The organism is Rhodococcus sp. IEGM 1241 (assembly GCF_033142365.1).
GTDB classification, from domain to species: domain Bacteria; phylum Actinomycetota; class Actinomycetes; order Mycobacteriales; family Mycobacteriaceae; genus Rhodococcus_F; species Rhodococcus_F erythropolis.
The window spans coordinates 296,448-314,211 of sequence record NZ_JAWLSE010000001.1; the positions used below are offsets into that span (position 1 = coordinate 296,448).

15 protein-coding genes are annotated in these 17,764 nt (G+C 62.5%); 7 read left to right on the forward strand and 8 right to left on the reverse strand.

The window, feature by feature from the left end; translation table 11 throughout:
- Positions 1-195: 195 nt before the first annotated feature.
- A complete protein-coding gene (locus R4P70_RS01390) occupies positions 196-2,118 on the reverse strand; it encodes an O-acetyl-ADP-ribose deacetylase (protein ID WP_317830266.1) in 1,923 nt (640 codons plus the stop codon).
- Between the two features lie 78 nt (positions 2,119-2,196).
- Between R4P70_RS01390 and R4P70_RS01395 the strand changes: the two genes are divergently transcribed.
- The 3 genes from R4P70_RS01395 to R4P70_RS01405 all read left to right on the forward strand — a co-directional run bounded on the left by R4P70_RS01395 (position 2,197) and on the right by R4P70_RS01405 (position 4,539).
- On the forward strand, positions 2,197-2,877 hold the full coding sequence (locus R4P70_RS01395) for an NrtR DNA-binding winged helix domain-containing protein (protein WP_317830267.1): 681 nt from the start codon (positions 2,197-2,199) through the stop codon (positions 2,875-2,877).
- Between the two features lie 61 nt (positions 2,878-2,938).
- A complete protein-coding gene (locus R4P70_RS01400) occupies positions 2,939-4,063 on the forward strand; it encodes a dihydrodipicolinate reductase (RefSeq protein WP_279218187.1) in 1,125 nt (374 codons plus the stop codon).
- Complete coding sequence (locus R4P70_RS01405) at positions 4,060-4,539, forward strand: carboxymuconolactone decarboxylase family protein (protein ID WP_003943220.1); 480 nt, start codon at positions 4,060-4,062, stop codon at positions 4,537-4,539. Before R4P70_RS01400 ends, R4P70_RS01405 begins: the two co-directional genes overlap by 4 nt.
- 2 nt (positions 4,540-4,541) lie before the next feature.
- Here R4P70_RS01405 and R4P70_RS01410 read toward each other — a convergent pair whose 3' ends face one another.
- Genes R4P70_RS01410 through R4P70_RS01435 form a run of 6 tightly spaced genes read right to left on the reverse strand, consistent with a single transcriptional unit; the run spans position 4,542 to position 12,319 of the window.
- Complete coding sequence (locus R4P70_RS01410) at positions 4,542-5,330, reverse strand: SDR family NAD(P)-dependent oxidoreductase (protein ID WP_029256589.1); 789 nt, start codon at positions 5,328-5,330, stop codon at positions 4,542-4,544.
- Positions 5,320-7,065 (reverse strand): hypothetical protein, encoded by a 1,746-nt coding sequence (locus R4P70_RS01415; RefSeq protein WP_317830268.1) that lies wholly within the window; start codon positions 7,063-7,065, stop codon positions 5,320-5,322. The genes R4P70_RS01410 and R4P70_RS01415 overlap by 11 nt, the downstream gene beginning before the upstream one ends.
- The gene (locus R4P70_RS01420; RefSeq protein ID WP_205907079.1) at positions 7,062-8,723 is read right to left on the reverse strand and encodes a class I adenylate-forming enzyme family protein; all 1,662 of its coding nucleotides are present in this window, start codon (positions 8,721-8,723) and stop codon (positions 7,062-7,064) included. The genes R4P70_RS01415 and R4P70_RS01420 overlap by 4 nt, the downstream gene beginning before the upstream one ends.
- 19 nt (positions 8,724-8,742) lie before the next feature.
- On the reverse strand, positions 8,743-9,783 hold the full coding sequence (locus tag R4P70_RS01425; protein WP_020909584.1) for an NAD(P)-dependent alcohol dehydrogenase: 1,041 nt from the start codon (positions 9,781-9,783) through the stop codon (positions 8,743-8,745).
- A complete protein-coding gene (locus R4P70_RS01430; protein ID WP_317830270.1) occupies positions 9,780-10,934 on the reverse strand; it encodes a serine hydrolase domain-containing protein in 1,155 nt (384 codons plus the stop codon). Before R4P70_RS01430 ends, R4P70_RS01425 begins: the two co-directional genes overlap by 4 nt.
- On the reverse strand, positions 10,931-12,319 hold the full coding sequence (locus tag R4P70_RS01435) for a flavin-containing monooxygenase (RefSeq protein WP_317830271.1): 1,389 nt from the start codon (positions 12,317-12,319) through the stop codon (positions 10,931-10,933). The genes R4P70_RS01430 and R4P70_RS01435 overlap by 4 nt, the downstream gene beginning before the upstream one ends.
- Before the next feature lie 167 nt (positions 12,320-12,486).
- Here R4P70_RS01435 and R4P70_RS01440 point away from each other — a divergent pair, with 167 nt between their 5' ends.
- Entirely contained in the window at positions 12,487-13,143 is a 657-nt protein-coding gene (locus R4P70_RS01440; protein ID WP_019745884.1) for a TetR/AcrR family transcriptional regulator, read from the forward strand.
- 19 nt (positions 13,144-13,162) lie between these two features.
- Here R4P70_RS01440 and R4P70_RS01445 read toward each other — a convergent pair whose 3' ends face one another.
- Complete coding sequence (locus R4P70_RS01445) at positions 13,163-14,749, reverse strand: helix-turn-helix domain-containing protein (protein WP_031333866.1); 1,587 nt, start codon at positions 14,747-14,749, stop codon at positions 13,163-13,165.
- A 171-nt stretch (positions 14,750-14,920) separates the two neighbouring features.
- On the opposite strand from R4P70_RS01445, the gene R4P70_RS01450 reads away from it, so the two are divergent.
- The 3 genes from R4P70_RS01450 to R4P70_RS01460 all read left to right on the forward strand — a co-directional run bounded on the left by R4P70_RS01450 (position 14,921) and on the right by R4P70_RS01460 (position 17,757).
- Positions 14,921-15,751: a siderophore-interacting protein gene (locus R4P70_RS01450; protein ID WP_031333865.1), complete on the forward strand. Its 831-nt coding sequence runs from the start codon at positions 14,921-14,923 to the stop codon at positions 15,749-15,751.
- A 74-nt stretch (positions 15,752-15,825) separates the two neighbouring features.
- Positions 15,826-16,911, forward strand: coding sequence for an ABC transporter substrate-binding protein (locus R4P70_RS01455; RefSeq protein WP_317830272.1), 1,086 nt, complete (start codon positions 15,826-15,828; stop codon positions 16,909-16,911).
- Positions 16,912-17,169: 258 nt separating this feature from the next.
- Positions 17,170-17,757 (forward strand): sugar O-acetyltransferase, encoded by a 588-nt coding sequence (locus R4P70_RS01460; protein ID WP_317830273.1) that lies wholly within the window; start codon positions 17,170-17,172, stop codon positions 17,755-17,757.
- The last annotated feature ends 7 nt before the right edge of the window (positions 17,758-17,764 follow it).

Consider the following 17,764-nt stretch of genomic DNA (forward strand, 5'->3'; position numbering starts at 1 on the left):
TGACAGAGAAGCGAATACGTCTTCGTCGTTTGCTCACCACCAGCTCAAACCCTGGAGAGGAGTAGAACACAGAGCGAGCCGCGAAATATGCGATTCGGACAAATTGTTGGACAAACGTCCAACCGGCGAAATTTCTCCACTTGTCTGACCGCTCTGCACTGCTTTGACGTGGCGTGAAGTGGGCCCGGTAAACGGTCAGGCGATCGCGCGGCGCATCAGTTCTGCCGTCTCCTTGTTGAATGCGACCAGTGTGACCGTCTCGACCTCGGTCTTCGCCGTGCGAATCGCTGAAACGGCCTGTCGGACCGCATCTTCCTTCGGCCAGCCGTAAACCCCTGCCGAGATCAACGGAAAGGCGACGGTTCGTGCGCCGATCGAGTCGGCAACGGCGAGACTGCGGGTGTACGCCGACCGAAGCAATCCGGATCGGTCCTCGGAGCGCGAATACCTCGGGCCGACGGTGTGAATCACGGCCTTGGCGTGGAGCTTTCCCGCGGTGGTGGCCACGGCCGCACCCACCGGGAGGCCGTCGGGAAGGCTGGTGTTGCGCAATACCTCGCAGGCCTTCAGGATCTCCGGTCCTCCGGCTCGGTGGATCGCGCCGTCGACACCGCCACCGCCGAGGAGCCTGGAGTTGGCCGCATTGACGATGGCGTCGACGGTCAGCGTCGTGATGTCACCTTCGACGACGGTAATAGCGGGCATGGATCCTCCTGTGTTTCCGACGGCTGTGTTTCCGACTGCCGTGTTCCAGAGTTCACGCTTCGGGCGAGCCCACGGCATAGCCGAGCGTACGTCGTAGGGGTCACGTCCGATCAACATCGAGTATCGCGCCGCAACCGACGGTGTGCGACTGTGCGCCTGAACGCAATGAAGGAGTACGCGCTTTCCCTCGGCCCGCAACGCCTGGACGGTGCGCGCTGCGTCGTCGAGAACGAACTCGAGGTTGGCGTTGGAATCGTGACCGTCGTCGACCAACCAGAACTCGACGTGATCGGAGCTGACCTGCCGTGTTCCCATGCGGCACAGGCTGACCACGGCGTCGTAGTCTGCAGTGGACACTGCATCGACGCCGCCGAGCATGACGCCGTCGTCGTGCGGATGCGTGGTCAGGTGGTGGGTTCCGCGGAATTTCGAGTAATCGGGTTCTGCCGTCGACGGCCATCCGTTCTTGTCGTCGGTACCGCCGCGAGCAGTCTTGATCGCCAGGCGAACCAGATCGGAGGAACGGTATCCCGGCCAGCCGTGCATGATTCGGCGCCAGCGGGCGGGAACCGCCGACGCTCCCCAACGGGCGCCGAGAAGGCCACCCGCGATGGCCGCAGTCGTGTCGGTGTCCCCGCCGGCTCGTACGGCTGCTTCCAATGCGTACTGGAGGTGGCGAGCGTCGGCATTGTCCGTCGAAGTGATAGCCCACCAAGCAGTCTGAAGTGCATGCACCACCCAACCGTTCTTGGAGAAGTCCTGCGGATTCCCGGTTTCGGCCTGATCGAGCAGCGGGCCCCAGTATTCGGCGACGTCCTGATCGGCAACGGAGAGGAAGCCGCGAACACCGTCGAAGTTGCCGGCGACAACGGCATGGTGGATGGCATGGGTCCACAACTCGCACGCCTGTCCGGCACGCGGGTCGTCGTGCGTGAGTGAACTGATCCGGTGCGCTGCCGACCTGGCACCTTCTGCATCGTCCAAGTAGGAGAGGGCGACGGGAGCAGTCCGCATGAGCGAGCCGTTGCCGGCCTTGCGGCCGCTGATCGCCCGCGCACGATCCGCCATCGCCGCTGCGCTTTCGGAGCGGGCAGACAACACTGCTCGCGTCTGGTTGCCGATGTCCGCGGGCTTCGAGTCGTACCACCGGATGAACTGTGCTGCAATGGCATCGAGACCGTCAGAGCTTCCGATGTCGATTCCGGTAGCGGCCACCTCGGCGATCGCAACTGCCATCGAGGTGTCGTCGGTCCATTCTCCCGGCGCCCAGTCGAACGGGCCGCCACCGATCATGTCGATCGTGACCTCGGCCTTCGTGTAGGTGAATTCGTAGCCGGCGCCGAGTGCGTCTCCTGCTGCGGTGCCGAGCAGAACGCCGGCCGCTCGATCGGACTGCTGTGCGGTGAGTTTCATAGCCACCTCTTCGGTTCGCGATGATCGTTTGATCAACTTTGCGCTAACCATAGATCATGTTTGAGATAACATGCAAGGGTGAATAAATGGACAGGCACGAGCGGCAAGGGATTGACGGACTATCCGCGTCCGTCTGTGGCAGTGGACGTCGCGGTGCTGACCTACAGCGGTGGATCTCTGAAAGTTCTGGTGGTTCGGCACCGTCTCGGTGCGCTGGCGCTACCGGGAACATTTCTGCACGAACGCGAATTGCTCACGGCCGCAGCCGATCGTGCCCTGTCGGTCAAGGCAGAATTGACCCAGACGAGCTTTCACCAGTTGGCGATCTTCGACCGACCGGACCGCGACGACCGTGGATGGGTTTTGTCGGTCGCGCATACCGCGGGCCTACCGGAATCGGCACTGCCCGATTCGACGCTTCTCGTCGATGTGTACGACGACGAGGCAGTGAGGGGACTCGCGTTCGACCATGCCGACATGGTGCGACTCGCGGTCACGGACCTACGCACGAGGTATGCGTCGTACGTGGATCCGGACGGATTGTCGGGCGGGACGTTCACCGTCGCCGAACTTCGGGGACTGTACGAGGTGATCTTCGATCGTCCGTTCCAGAAGGACAGCTTCCGCCGGCAGGTGTTCGACGCGCTCGAAAGTACCGGCGAGATGAGCAGACCAGGTAACGGCCGACCCGCCGAGACGTACCGGAGGCGGGGTGACGGCGCACTGACTGCGCAGGCAATGGCATTTTTGACCGGATGAAGTGAAACGAATTCTTGCAGTTCTGCTGACCTGACGCGCTGAGCTGGGTAATGTCCGGTTGATGGGTGCAGTTTCGAATGAAGCCGAGTCCAAGATTCCGACTGTCGTGTGGGGTACCGGCAACGTCGGGCGTGCATCGATTCGCGCTGTGACAGCCAATCCGGCCCTCGAACTTGTCGGCGTCATCGTTGCCAACCCTGCAAAGGTCGGGCGAGACGCCGGTGACCTCGCCGATCTGGGAGTGCACCTGGGCGTCGCGGCTACCGACGACGCCGATGCCGTGCTCGCAGCGTCCCCCGGCGCGGTGGTCTACGCGGCGTCCGGCGACATTCGGCCCGACGACGCGGTTGCCGACATCACGCGGGCGCTGGCCGCTGGAGCTGTAGTGGTCACGCCGTCGGTATATGCGCTGTACGACCCGAAATCTGCGCCTCCCGAACTTCGTGATCCCGTTGAAGCTGCTGCCAAGGCGGGCGGCGGCGCTCTGTTCGTCTCCGGTATCGACCCAGGCTGGGGCAACGACATCCTGCCGATTCTCGTCAGCGGGCTCGCGGGGACAATCGACCAGATCCGGTGTCAGGAAATCTTCGACTACACGACCTACGAACAGCCGGATTCGGTCCGCTACCTGATCGGGATGGGTCAGCCGATGGACTACGAACCTCCGATGGTCGCGCCCAGTGTTCCCACCATGGTCTGGGGCGGGCAGATTCGGCTCATCGCCCGAGCGCTCGGGGTGGAACTCGACGAGATCCGCGAGACCTTGCTGCGCCGCCCGCTCGAGGAAACCGTGTCGACCGAACATATGGGGGAGTTCGCGGCCGGCACCCAAGGCGCACTGCGATTCGAGGTTCAGGGAATCGTCGGCGGGGAACCCCTGATCGTGATCGAACACGTCACGCGTATTCATCCGTCCTGTGCCCGCGACTGGCCGCTCCCGCCCGACGGAGGCGACGGCGCGCACAAGGTGATCGTCGAAGGACGACCACGAATCGAGATCAACGTCGAAGCCACCGATGAAGGTGGAAACCGCGCGGCCGGTGGAAATGCCACGGCCGTAGGACGTCTCGTCAACGCAATTCCGTGGCTATGTCAGGCTGAACCCGGCCTCTACGACGCGCTGGACGTTCCGCTCACACCCGGCGTCGGCAAGCTCGGTGCCCGAAACTCGGAGGTACTCACATGAATATCGACATACCCGAAGGCAAGAACCCGATCGGCTACGTGTGGGGCGAGATGGTTCCCGGCATCGGGCCCGCGGCCGCCGGTTTCTCCCAAAAGGTCTACACGGACGGCACTCTCGGACTCCGTGAGTTCGAGGCGGCCAGGCTTCGGATCGCTCAGATCAACGGGTGCATCTTCTGTCAGGACTGGCGCACCGAGCGTGACGGCGAGACTGTGGAGTCGACGTTCGATCAGTCTGTCACCGACTGGCGCACCACAGATGCCTTCGACGACAGGACGCGCCTCGCTGCCGAATACGCCGAGAGATACGCCCTCGACCACCACGGGCTCGACGACGAGTTCTGGGAACGCATGACAGCTCACTACTCCCAGCGAGAAATCGTCGAGTTGAGCATGTGCCTCGGATCGTGGTTGGCCTTCGGCCGGCTCAACCACGTCCTCGGCCTCGATACTCAATGCGTGTTGCCCGGCAACTGAACCTAGTTGCCCAGCGTCGTCAGATCCGGGTAGTTCGAGACCTCCCAGCCGCCGTCGACGACCAGACTGGTTCCGGTGATGTACGAGGCGTCGTCGCTGGCGAGATAGAGGCAGGGGCCCGCGATCTCGTCGGGAGTTGCCGCTCGGGACATGGGGATTCGGCTGAGAAACATGTCGCGGGCGGGTTCGTAGTTCATGACCGGCGCGACCAGTGGCGTGTCGACCAGGCCGGGTAGAACGGCATTGACCCGGATCCCCGACGCAGCGAGTTCGATCGCGGCATTCTTGCTGAACATCTCGACCCCGGCTTTGCCTGTCGCGTACGCGCTCCCGTAGGGGCTCGGTACGTGCGCGTTCAATGAGGACACGTTGACTATCGCACCACCGCGACCGTGCTCTCGGATATGCCGCGCTTCATGTTTGGTGCAGAGGAAGACGCCCTTCTGCACCAGGTCGATGGTGAAGTCCCAGTCGGCCTCGTCGAGGTCGACGATCTGCCCCACCCTCGACGCCCCGGCAACGTTGAAAGCCAGATCGATACCGCCGAATTCCGCTGCCGCAGCGGCAATTGCCTCGGCAACATCGGATTCCTTGGTGACGTCAGCGGGAACGGCGAGGAAAGACGCGCCGTGCTGGGAGGCTATCTCCTTCAAACCCTCTGCATCGATGTCGATTCCGGCTACCTGTGCGCCTTCGCCGATAAGTCGTAGTGCGATGGCTGCACCGATACCTGATGCTGCGCCGGTGACAACCGCGGTTTTGCCGGCAAATCTGGACGTGTTAATGGGCACCTGCTTTCAAGAACTTTCCGGTTCGGCGGTTGCCGAGAACGGGTGCTGCTTCTCCGTCGCCGAAGACGTACTCGCCGCCGACGAACACTGCGGTGACGGTCTGATCATTGCGATTGACCATGCGGGAGAGGTTGTCGTACTCCACGACCGGACTTTCGGCGTACGCCTCGAGTGAATCGTCGAGATGGGCGGGATCGATCACAACCAGGTCGGCGCGGTCACCTAATCGAAGGTGCCCGGCATCGACGTCGTACCACTCGGCCAGTTCGCCGGTGAGGCGATGCACCGCTGCCTCGACGGTCATGAAGGGACGGCCGACCTTTTGGGCATCGTAGACACGTCGTAGTAGTCGTAAGCCGAAGTTGTAGAACGCCATGTTGCGCAAATGCGCTCCGGCGTCGGAGAACCCGAGTTGGACACCGTTGTCCTGGGCGAACTTGTCCAGAATCTCCGGTCGGTGGTTCGAGATGGTTGTGCGCCAACGCACTTTCGTGCCGTGTTCGAGGACCAGATCCAGGAATGCATCGACAGGGTGGAGGCCGCCTCGTTCGACGCCGACCTGCCCGAAGCTCTTGCCGACAAGGGATTCGTCGGGGCAGGAAACTATTTCGGCGTCGAAGAAGTCGCGGTGCCAGACTTTGACGCCGAATTTTTGATCGTAGTCCTTGCGGAACTGTCGACGGTACTTCTCACTCTGCATCAGGACGTTGCGTTCCATCTCGTCGGTCAGATGCAGTGCTGCAGCGCCGGATCCGAACTCCTCGAAGACAACCAGGTCGATGCCGTCGGCATATACCTCGAAGGGAACTGGCAGGTGCTGCCAGCGCAGGTCGCCGCCGAGTCGATTGACCAAGTGTGCCAGTGGGCCGAGGATCACCACGGCCAACTTGTTGGACTTGATGTCGGCCGCCGAAAGCATGCTCGTCTTGAGTCGCTTACGCCAGATACCCGCACTGGAGAACGCCATCGCTCCGGTACTCATCGGGTTGGAGAGGTCAGGTCCGGCCTGAAATACCCGTCCTCGGCGGCGCAGGATCGCATTGAGTCGGCGTCGTTCTTTCGTGGTTGCATACGTCGACGGCAGCGTGCGTGAGCGGCAGGTCTCACCGTCGAGTTTGTCGAACAACAATTGCTGACTGGACATCCCGACGAATCCTGCGTCGAGAGCTTCGGTCAACTGTGCTTCCATCGACGCGAGTTCGGTGTCGGTGGGGTGCACGTCCTTCCTGGTAGCACGATCCAGTCCCATCTCGGCGGCTCGCATGTCGGAGTGTCCGATGAAGGCTGCAATGTTGGGACCTAGCGGAAGCGCCTCGAGTGCAGCAACACACTCTCTCGCGGAGTTCCAGGTCTTGGCCCGCGTGAGTGATTCGACGACGTGCTTGCGTGGGATAGCTTCGACGCGGCCGAAAAGGTCGCCGGCGTCCGACGGGCTGGCGTGAATGGTGGACAGGGAACACGATCCGACAAAGATCGACGTGACCCCGTGTCTGAGAGATTCGCTCAGCGCCGGGCCTTCGAGGATCTCGACGTCGTAGTGAGTGTGGATGTCCACGATGCCCGGGATCACCCACTTGCGCCGCGCGTCGATGACACGGGGACAGTCGGTTTCGTCGAGTGGATCGAGGGAGATGGCAGTGACCAGCCCGCCTCTGATACCCAGATTGCGGACAGCTGGTTTCGCCCCGGTGCCGTCGAACCACAGACCGTTGTTGATCACGGCGTCGTAGGTCATGAGATAGCCACCTTTGCGCGTATCGTCTTCCCGGTTGCATTGCGAGGCAGAGGAGTTGTGCTCAGTTTCCACTTCACCGGCACCTTGAAGTAGGCCAGTCGTTCGGCGACATAGTCGCGTAGTTCTTCTTCGGTCGCCGCTCCCTCGCTGCGAAGAACGACAACGGCCGCCACTTCTTGGCCGAGGTCTGCCGAATCAATGCCGATCACAGCGCATTCGAGTACCGCGGGATGCTCGTCGATAGTCTGCTCGATTTCGAGAGGGTAGACGTTCTCGCCGCCGCGCAGGATCAGATCGGACCGGCGGCCCGTCAGGCGGAGTCGGCCGTCTTCGAGAACTCCGAAGTCGCCGGTTCGGAGCCATCGGTCGGGACCGATGGCGGCAGCAGTTGCAGTCTCGTCGTTCCAGTATCCCGACATCACATACGGACTGCGAGCGCAGATTTCGCCCTCCTCGCCGTCGGGAACCGCAACACCGAATGGATCACGGACCTCCACACTCACACCGATGATGGGCCGTCCGAGAGTTCCGGGGAACGCGGCGAGTTCTGGTGGCGTGGCAACCGAAATGCCGGTGGAGGATTCGGTGAGCCCGTAACTGTCGACCAAGGTGTGCTGCGCAAAAGGCAGTCGCGCGCGCAGGCGGTCTTGCAAAGCCGGAGATGACGGCGCAGACGCGAGTGCAAAGGCGCTCAGTGAGGTCAGGTCGTACTTCTCGAGACTGCCATGTTCGAGGAGACGGGTTGCCATGGTGGGGACCACCGCCCAGTTGGTGACCTTCTCGCGTTCGACAAGGGAAAGGACTTCGTCGACGTCGAAGGTGCCCTGATGGATGACCACCGCTCCGCCCGTTGCGAGTCGTGGGATCGCCAGGTTATGCAGGCTTGCAATGTGAAACAGCGGCGCGGTCAGCAGATACCGCAAGTCACTGGGTCGGCCGTCACTGGGTCGGCCGGTGAACGCCGCAGCGAGGCGATCGCTGTAGCGGTGGTAGTCGATGACGGCCAACACGTTTCGATGAGTGTGAACAGCTCCCTTGGGGCGGCCGCTGGTTCCGCTCGTGTAAAGAATGACGGCCGGATCGTCCTCGTCGACGGACGTGCGGGACAGTGCCGAACCCGAATACTTCTCCATCAAGGCCGGTAGATCTTCTTCCATCGTGAGCACGGGAACATCGGTGTTCACTTCGGAAAGAACTTGTGCGCGTTTGGCGTCGGCGATCACCACGGTGGGAGTGGTGTGATCGATGCCGTATTGCACTTCACGGGCCACCCACCACGAGTTGAACCCGACGGCGATGGCGCCAAGCGACTGAGCCGCCCAGAAGGTCATCACCCATTCCGGCGTATTGGCGGCGAGGATGCCCACCCGATCGCCCTTGCGAACGCCGTAACGCTCGCGCAGCGCAGTGGCCAATGCTGCTACGGCCTCGCCGTGCTCGAGGTAGCTGAAGCGTCGGTCCTTGGTCACCAGGTAGTCGCGTGATCCGTAATCGAAGGATGCGGCGAGCACATCGCCGAGTGCCTTGTCACGGTTCTTCATGACGGGCATCGAGCTGCCGAGTACATCCTCGACTTGCATCTCGAAAGGCCCACCGGGGCCGGTCAGCCCAGCCATGACGGACGCGATGAATGCTTGTGTATCAGCGGAAGTAGTCACGTGAAGTGCCTTTCGAAGATTAGGGTACGAGCACTGCGCGTCCGGTGACCTTGCCGTGTTCGAGACGGTCGAGTGCGTCTCGCGCATCGGCGAGGTCGAAGCGGGCTACTTCTACCGTTACCAGACCGGCCTGTGCCAGGGCGATGGAATCGACGAGGTCGTTTCTGGTGCCGCCATAGGATTTCCGGATCGATGCGCCCCACGGCCAGCCCGGTCCGCCGGCAGCTTCGGCTGTGATTCCCGGGTTTCCGCCTCCGAGACCCACCATGCGATACGCGCCGTTCGGCGCAACCGCTTGAACGGACATCTGTGCAGTTGCGTCGATACCGACGAAGTCGAAGATGACTTCTGCGCCTCTGGCCGACGTGAGGTCGAGGATGTGCTGCGCGGTGTCCGGTCCCGATTCGAGCGTGATGTCGGCGCCGCAACGTTTGGCGAGATCGAGTTGATCCTGTCCGACATCGACGGCGATGATGCGCACGGCACTGATTGCCCGAAGTATCTGTACTGCAACGTGACCGAGTCCGCCGACGCCGATCACGACGGCGGTGGCACCGGGCTGGAGATGTTCGCGTGCGCCGCGAATGGCGTGGTAGCTCGTCAGTGCTGCATCGGCGAGTGGTGCGGCCTGCAGGAAGTCGAGGTCTCCGATGGGTACGAAGGAGCGAGCCGGGATCTTGACGTACTCGGCCATTCCGCCTTCGGGACCGAGCCCGGGGCAGGGCGGCATCGCGGTGCGTCCAGCGGCGAGGCACATGTTCTCGTTGCCGCTCATGCATTCTCGGCACTGTCCACACGACCAACAGAGGTAGACGACGCCACGCTCTCCGACGGAACGGCCGTCGACGCCACTCCCGACGGCTTCGATCGTTCCGGCAATTTCGTGGCCGATGGTCAGCGGTTCTTCGCGCATCTTGTACGGAAAGTGCAGGAGATGCAGATCGGAGTGGCAGATTCCCGCTGCGCCCACCCGAATCAGCAGTTCCGATGGACTGATCTCGGGGATCGGCACGTCGTTGATCTCGAGGAGACCAGGCCCCATGAGCTGAGCTGCCTTCATGAACTGACCTCGCTGATCTCGGAGTTGTACGCAGCGCTCAGATAGGCGTTGCTGCGGTCGGACCCGATCAGACCCGGTGCCATCTTGTTCATGACGTAGGCGAAAGTCATCCGACGGTCCAGATCGTTGACCAGCATCGAGCCGCCGATACCGGCCCACCAGCAGGCGCGTCCGTCGGGAACCAGGGGTGCGGTATCCGGGTGCGGCAGTCCGTATCCGATGCCGAACTTGAGCGGAGTCATGATCCCGAGGTCGATACCGTCGGCTTGGATCTCGAAGATCAGGTCGATGGTGCTCTGCGAGAGCAGCTTCTGGCCGTCGAGCACACCACCGTTCGAGATCACGGATTGGATCCGAGCGATAGAACGTGCGTTGCCGTGGCCGTTGACTGCGCCGATCTCGGCCTCCCGCCAGGGCGCGGTGTTGACCTCGGGGTAGTCGAGCAGTGGGCAGGTCAGGGTCTTGATGAAGATGCTGTCCTGGTCGAGCGAGGACAGATCGAACTCCAACGCGGGCGGCGGAACCATGGTGGCTATTCGACCGAAATGCTCTGCGGACGTGCCGATGTGGAAGTCGGCTCCCAGTGGACCGGCAAGCTCTTCGGCAAAGAACCTGCCGAGGGTCCGACCGTCGATGCGACGAATGACCTCACCGACGAGATGGCCGTAGTTGATCGCGTGATAGCCCGACGCCGTACCTGGGGTCCACCAAGGCTTCTGGGTAGCGAGGCGAGCGGTGGACGTCTCGAGGTCGTAGATGTCCTTCAGCTCGATCGGGCGCTCCCAACCGGAGACGCCAGACGTATGCGACAGAAGGTGGCGAACTTCGATGTCTTCCTTGCCGTTTATCGCAAATTCGGGCCAGTAGTGAGCAACCTTCTGGTACACGTCCAATTGGCCGCGTTCGACCAGCAGGAGCGCACACAGAGCCGTCATGGTCTTGGTGATGGAGAAGGTGTTGACGATGGTGTCCGGACCCCAAGGAGTGGTACGGGATTCGTCGGCGTATCCGCCCCAGATGTCTACTACGGCTTCTCCGTCGACGGTGATGGCGATGGAGCCACCCAACTCCTCACCGGAATCGAGTTGAGCCTCGAAGGCGGCGCGGACGGCTTCGAACTCGTTGTTGCAGTGACCGTTCACCGTGCTCATGCGCGATCCGCCTTCTCGAGTTCGTGTGCTGCTGCGCGCGCCGCGACAGGTAGCTTGTTTCCCGAGGCCGCGGCACGCTTGGTGCCCTTGGCAATTTCCTTGTTCATGTTGCGGACGTACGGGTCGAACTCGAGCTGAATGGTGTGGCGCGGTGACTTGTAATAGGGGGCGAGGAAGTACGCCTCGTCGGCCTTGGTGATCTCCTGCATCTCGTTCGCGGACGGCAGTTGGTATTTCCCGGTGAGGTAGGCCGCGACGAGCTTGCTCTGCTGCTCGGCGAAGTTTACGAGCGTCGGCATGGGCTGAGCGAGTCCCATGAAGAAGAGGTTGTCGATTCCGGGCTTCATCATGCGTTTGAAGAGTGGGAATCGGTTGTCTTTGTCCGGCAGCAGGTTCGGGTCGTCGAAGAAGGGGAAGCTGATGTTGTAGCCGGTGGCGCAGACGACCACGTCGACGTCCTCGGCGGTGCCGTCGGCGAAATGAACCTGCTTTCCGTCGAGTTTGGTGATCGCCGGCTTGAAGGTGATGTCGCCGGACCCGGCGCGTCCCAAGAACTCGCCACTGGCTGACGGATGTGCCTCGAAGGGGCGGTGATCTGGCTTGGGTAGTCCGTAGCCCTCCATGGTTCCCAGGTTCTTGCCGAGGAATCGACGACTCAGGAACAGGCGCAGCCCCCGAGGCATCCAGGGCGGGGTGATCAGTTTGTCTCCCGGCACGCCGCCCAGGTATTTCGGCAACACCCACACGCCGCGGCGCGCCGAGACGATGAGCTTGTCGGCGAGGTATCTCTGCCCCAGTTCGGAAGCAATGTCCAAGCCGGAGTTCCCCATTCCGACCACGACTACTTTCTTGCCGCGCATGTCGATCGGATCGAACGGGTCGTTGTAGCTGTGGCTGTGCATGAGGACGCCGTCGAACTCGCCTGGGTAATCCGGGATGTTGGGATCCCAGTGGTGACCATTGCAGACCATCAGGACGTCGTAGGTACGGACTTCGCCGTCCGAGCGCGTGATAGTCCACAGTCCGTTTGCATCACGCTCTGCGGCAACAACACTGGTGTTGAAGATGATCGACTCACGTAGGCCGAAATGCTCGACGTAGTCCTTGAAGTACTGGAAGAGTTCGGAATGGTGGGGGAAATCGGGAAGGTCGGCAGAGACCGGGAAGTCCTCGAATGCCAAGCGCCACTTCGACGTGTCGATATGCAGGCTCTGGTAGCAGGCCGACATTCCGTTGGGGTTCTTGTAGTACCAGTTTCCGCCGACCTCGTCGGACGCTTCGTAGCAGTCGAAGGGTATTCCGTATTCCTTCATTCGCTTGGCCGTCGTGATTCCGGTAGGCCCGGCGCCGATGATGCAGACGCTCGGCAAGGGGGAGGGGCTCATTCGCCATCGCTTTCTGTTCTGTCTCGGGCGTGCGCGAAGAAGAATCGAAGCCCGAGAAGTGACTTGAGTCATAGTGCGCCATTCGCTGACGATGTGTCAATGAATGACGCAATGTTTTTTGATGACGGTGAGTCGGTGATTTGCCAGGAAGTCGAAATGCGAGCAAGGTGGGCGACGTGAGCACGACTACCGATGGCCCGAAGAACAGGCGGGGAACCCTTCGCGACGAGCAGAAACGCGCGACGCGGGCCAAACTCGTGGACGCCGCACGCACTCTGTTCGAGGAACGGGGATACGCGGCTGTCACGGTCGACGACATCTCCTCGGTCGTCGGATGCAGTAGAGCCACGTTCTACGTGCATTTCGCCAGCAAGGTGGAGATGCTCAAGACGATCGGCGCGGCCGGGATGGCGGCGAGTGCGTTCGCTTTTTACATCGATCTCGATCGGGTCCTCGACACGAACTCTCGCGTGGAGTTCACTGCGTGGCTGGAGCGTGCCTTCGACTGGTTCGACGAGAACAAGCGCCTGCTGCCGGCGTGGGACGAGGCCGTGGCACTCGAACCGGAGTTCCGCGAGACGGCGCGAGACGGTATGACCGAACTACCGAATGCCATGCCCAAGTATCTGGGTCGGTGGCCGGTGGAACAGCATGACGAGGCGAGGTTGCGCGTCGAATTGCTCGTGAGCCAGCTGGAGCGATTCTTCACACGCTGGGCCGTGCAGGGGACGATCGACGTGACTCGGGTGCAGGCGGCCGAGGTTCTGACCGACATCTGGTTCCCGGCCCTGTCGCCGGAATCCAAGGGCGGCGACGAGCGGTAGATGTGAATCCGACGGAGGTTCACGGGTCGATGAGTCCTTCGACCGTTCCTCGCCATCCGCGGCGCTGGTAGTCCCGGGGCGACATGCCGTGAGCCGCGATGAAGACCTTGGTGAATCCGGACGCGTGCGCGTAGCCGAGTCGACGGGCAGCCTCCCCGGCCGCGAGGCCCTCCTCGAGATAAGCGCGGGCGAGGGTCATCCGCAACTGACCGCGCCAGCGCGGGAAGCTCTGGCCGGTGGCCGCTACGAAGTCTTTGAGGAGCATGTCCTCGTCGACGCCGAGCCGAGCGCTCCAATCCGGCAGCGTGCGCGAATCGGCGGGGTTCTTCCGGAGTGCGGCAAGGATCGTTTCGACTGGATCGGCCTGATCGCCGCTGGGTAGGGGTGCTGCCGCGGCACTTCGAATCAGCCTCGCGATCCGGGCGGGGTCGTGGATCTCGGGGCGCAGGTGGGTGTAATTGGCGACCACCGTGTGCAGCAGATACGCCTGCGCTTCGCGCGTGAAGTGCAGCACACGTGGGGGCGGTGCGGTGACGGGAGAGGCACCCGGCTGGGATCCGAGGGGGAGTAACAAAGAGCCTTCGGCGATCTCGACGCTGTTGCGCACTCCAGCGGGAAGCCACATCGCGTCACCCCGTCTCAGATTCCAGGTTCGGTCGCCGAAAGTGACCCGGGCGGAGCCTCGGTAGATCCAGACAACGACGTGAAAGTCGTTGACCCGTGCCCACGTTCCACTTGCGGGGATCGTCGGGGGTGCTGGTGCCGATCCTGACCGGGCGCCTCCTTCGGACAACAATGCAACGCCCTGTGCCAGGGTCTCGTCTTCACGGGGCGGCGTCGGGCGCCGGTTGGCGCGTGCGTAATCGGTGGGTGTCATGCCGGTGTGTTCTCGGAAGGCGCGGGTGAAGCCCGCGGGTGTCGCGAATCCGACCTGGCTACCCGTCCAGCCGATTTCGCGGCCGGCGGCCAGATATGAGGTCGCTGCCGCGATCCGGGCCGAAGTACGCCAGCGCACGAATGACAATCCCGTTTCCTCGGTGAATCGGCGCTGCAGGGTGCGGACACCGATCTTGAGTTGCTGGGCGAACCGGGAAAGTTCGGTGTCGTCGGATGGCGTCCGCAGCAGCGTGCGTGCGATCTCGAGGGTTTCGGCCGAGCGTGGCAAGCGCGGTGGCGAGTATGACGGGGAGTTGTCGTCCCCGTCGGAGTGAACACCCGCGACAAGCTCGATCAGTCCGGCTCCCGCTGCCGTCTCACCCCGAAGAAATCCCAAGTTGTGCGCGAATTGGTGGACGAGCCAGTCCTGCCAGTCTGCTGGGATCTCGAAGTCGATGACCCGGTTCAACGCGGGCGGCAGGTCGGCCGCGGGCAGTGGGATGGGAAATGCGACCGCGCCCGGATCGACCCGGATGCTGTACGCGATTCCCGCCGGTACCCAGATTGCCGCCCCCGCAGTCACACTGCGGGTACGGCCGCTGATCTGCAATTCTGCGCGCCCGGTATGTACCCAGAACAGCAGTGGCTCGCGTTCATTCGCGGTCGAGGCGAGCCGAGCAGCGGGGATCTCGGGGACTTCGCCTGCGGGGAACACCAACCGTGGTCCCACGATGCCCTCCCGACGTCGATGCATTCTCTTCCAGCCGACCGATGAGTGTAAGAAGTCGGCACGCACGGATAACCCTAACTGATTAGGGCAGGCTAGCTTTATTTATTGGCCCTCCCGTCGTGATCGAACGTGGGCCGGACCCCCGTCTGTGCGCTTCCGAGGAGACTTTCCGTGCCCCGAAACACCCGTCCGACAACGGCGTACCCCGTTACCTTGCGTGAACTCGAGGTACATCGGGTGACAGAGGTGACGCCGGGCATGCGGAGAGTGACGCTCACCGGAGCCCAACTCGACACCTTCACCAACGCCGACGGAATTGCCGAACCCGCCTTCGCGAGTACGGGCTTCGACGACGACATCCGGTTGCTGTTCACCTACCCCGGCGAAACCGACCCGGTCCTGCCGGTAATGGTCGACGGCAGTGTGACTTTCGCTGCGGGGCGCCGTCCGCTTGCCCGCGCATACACCGTGCGCCGCTACGATCCGCAAACAAGGGAACTCGACGTCGATTTCGTTGTTCACGGCGACGGAGTGGCTACCACCTGGGCGCGGGACGCCAGCCCGGGCGACCGAATGCACATCGCGGGCCCCTCTGTATCGCAGGGACTCCCGGAAGATCACGAGTATCTGCTGGCCGTCGGTGACGAGACCGCGTTGCCGGCGATCGCACGTCTGCTCGAGGAATTGCCCGCCGATGCCAGGGGGCATGTGTTCGTCGAAATTGCGGACTCGGCTCACATCCAATCGGTGCGCGAGTTGTCCGGGGTGAGTGTCACGTGGTTGCCGCGCGAGGGGGTCGAGCCCGGCGCTACTACTTTGTTGCTCGACGCGGTCAGTGCTGCCGAATGGCCTGACGGACGCGTATTCGCTTGGCTTGCAGGCGAACAGGCGACGGTTCGCTCGCTTCGGCGTCATTTGATTCGTGATCGAGGAATTGCGAAGACCCACATCGATTTCACCGGCTACTGGAAACGCGGCGGGGCCGTTCGGGCAGATTCCTGACCTGGCTCCATCGCTCACCCAACACCCTTCACCTCAGCAACACCGAAAGTGCTCGATAACACCGAAAGGCAGAAATGACAGTCCTGCGCACCAGACGATCACGGATCACCGGACTGATCGGGGCCGCGCTCGCCGCAGCGCTCCTCGTAGCCGGGTGCTCGGCCTCGGCCGAAGACTCGAAAACGGCATCCTCTCCCGGTTCGGAGGGGAACGCCCTGCCCGCTGCGGAAGGAACGACCACCTACCCGCTGACCCTGGAATCGCCATACGGTACAAGTATTCTCGAGAAGCGACCGGAGCGGATCGCCGCCATCGTGCCCAACGCCGTCGACACGGAAATGCTCCTCGCGCTCGGCGTCAAACCTGTCCTCTCCTCGTCGATGGTGAAGGAATCGGCTTCCCAGTCGTACTTGTTGCCTTACGACGCAGAGAATCTCGACACCTTCGAGTTCGCGATGGGCGGAACACTTCCCGTCGAAGCGATCGCCGCGAGCGAACCGGACCTCATCGTCGCCGTCGGCTGGGCTGACGGCCTGGGTGGTTTGTCCATGGGCGACTACTACGAGCGTTTGTCCTCCATCGCACCGGTTGTGACGAGCCCCGACACGAAGTCGCGGATGCTCGTGCCGTGGAAGGAGTCGATCCGTGTTCTGGGCGAGACCCTCGATCTCTCGAATGCGGCTGAAAAGGTTGTGGCAGAGCATGATCAGTACTTCGCCAAAGTGCGTGAGGAGAACCCGCAACTCGCGGGTCTGACTGCGACTTGGGCGATCTTCTACGGCACCGGCAATGGGCTGCAGTATCTTTCAGCGCCAGGTTCGGCGCCGGCAACATTCCTGGGTGAGCTTGGTTTCGCCGAGAATCCGCGTGCGAAGGAGTTCGTCACCCAGAGCACGGTCGGAGAGGAACTTCTCGAGAACATCGATGCGGATTTCCTGCTGATCGGTCGCAGTGCCGCAGGCAGCGAAGAGGATTTCGACAAGCTGACCGGCGGGAAGCTCTTCCAAGCACTCGGCGCTGTGTCCTCCGGTCATTGGGTTGGCCTGCCTCCTCGCACCGCCGACGGCGGCGACGTTCTGTGGGCAATCACGAGTGGTGGTCCGATCGGAACGATGTGGGCGGCTGAACATATCGTGCCGCTCATCAGCGCGAAGCTGTAGGCGTACAACTGGAGAACGGAAAGCACCCACCCGTCGCCACATGATTGTGTGGCGACGGGTTGTTCGAACAGAAGGTATCCCGGGTTGGGGTCACCGATGGACGAAAAAAGTCGCGCAACCTGGGGTGATCGGTCCGGCGGTAAAGGTGTGCGATCTCGTTCGCCGTCCGGGCTGCATTGGAGCCGCCCTGTTATAGCGCTCGATGGGGTGCGGTGTGCCCAGTCGGAGTGCGGTGGCGCGGTGTGCGACGATCCGCGGGTGGGAGAACAGGCGGATCGGCTTGCTCGTGGCGAGTGGTATCTCGATGATGACGAGCTGCGGGAACGGCGGCTCGAGTGTTGGCGTCGGCTCGACTCGTTCAATGGGGCTGCGGCGGACGACGATGCTGTCCGCTCACGGGCTCTCGCCAGCCTTTTTGGTGAGGTAGGTGACGGAGCTTTGGTGGTGCCGCGGTTCCAATGCAGCTACGGACACAACATTCGGCTTGGAGCCAACGCATTCGTCAACGCGAACGGGTTCTTCATGGATGATGCGCTGATCACGATCGGTGCGGACGTGAGGATCGGGCCTGGAGCCCAGCTGATGACAGCGTTGCACCCTGTCGATGATCATCGACGGCGCAGCGAGGGATGGGAGCGAGCCGCTCCGATCGTCATCGGCGAGAACACGTGGCTCGGTGCCTCCGTCACCGTCGGTGCAGGAGTTTCGATCGGTCATAACGCCGTGATCGGTGCCGGAAGTGTGGTTTTGCATGACATTCCCGATCACGTCGTTGCTGCTGGATCGCCTGCAAGGGTTGTCCGTCGTACACCTACCGAAGTAGAAGGACTGCAACGCGGGCACTAGGGCTTGC